General features: G+C 41.9%; 1 protein-coding gene. It reads left to right on the forward strand.

The genetic code is table 11. From position 1 onward, the window contains the following. A partial coding sequence (locus AC0TWI_RS12160) for a transposase (protein ID WP_488126606.1) occupies positions 1-390 on the forward strand: 390 nt, incomplete at its 5' end. Between the last annotated feature and the right edge of the window lie 80 nt (positions 391-470).

Consider the following 470-nt stretch of genomic DNA (forward strand, 5'->3'; position numbering starts at 1 on the left):
CGAGTCGTATTTAAGTACCGTTCGGTACGGACAGACAAATTCGGATTCCAGCGAACGTTTAAAATCTATGAGTGCGAAGACTGTTCGGGATGCCCATTCCGTTCCTCTTGTACGAAAGCAAAAGAGAGAAACCCTCGAAAGTTACTGGTGAATGAGAAATGGGAAAAGCAAAAAGAATATGTGAGAGCGAAGCTTTCGGATGAAAAATTGGGTTCCATCTACCGCCAACGCAAAATCGACGTAGAACCATTTTTTGGATTCCTGAAGGCTAATTTGGCGTTCACTCGATTTTCGGTACGTGGAAAATCGAAAGTGGAAAATGAAATGGGATTCGCGTTAATGGCCGTGAACTTACGTAAGTTTACGGCCCATACAGCAAGCGGATCCTAAATTTATAAATAACAAAAAGAGAAAGGTGAAATTGACTCGCTCAATTTCACCTTTCTCTTGGTTAGAGACTAGTTATGTCC

The sequence above is a fragment of the Lederbergia sp. B243.17 genome (assembly GCF_057657925.1).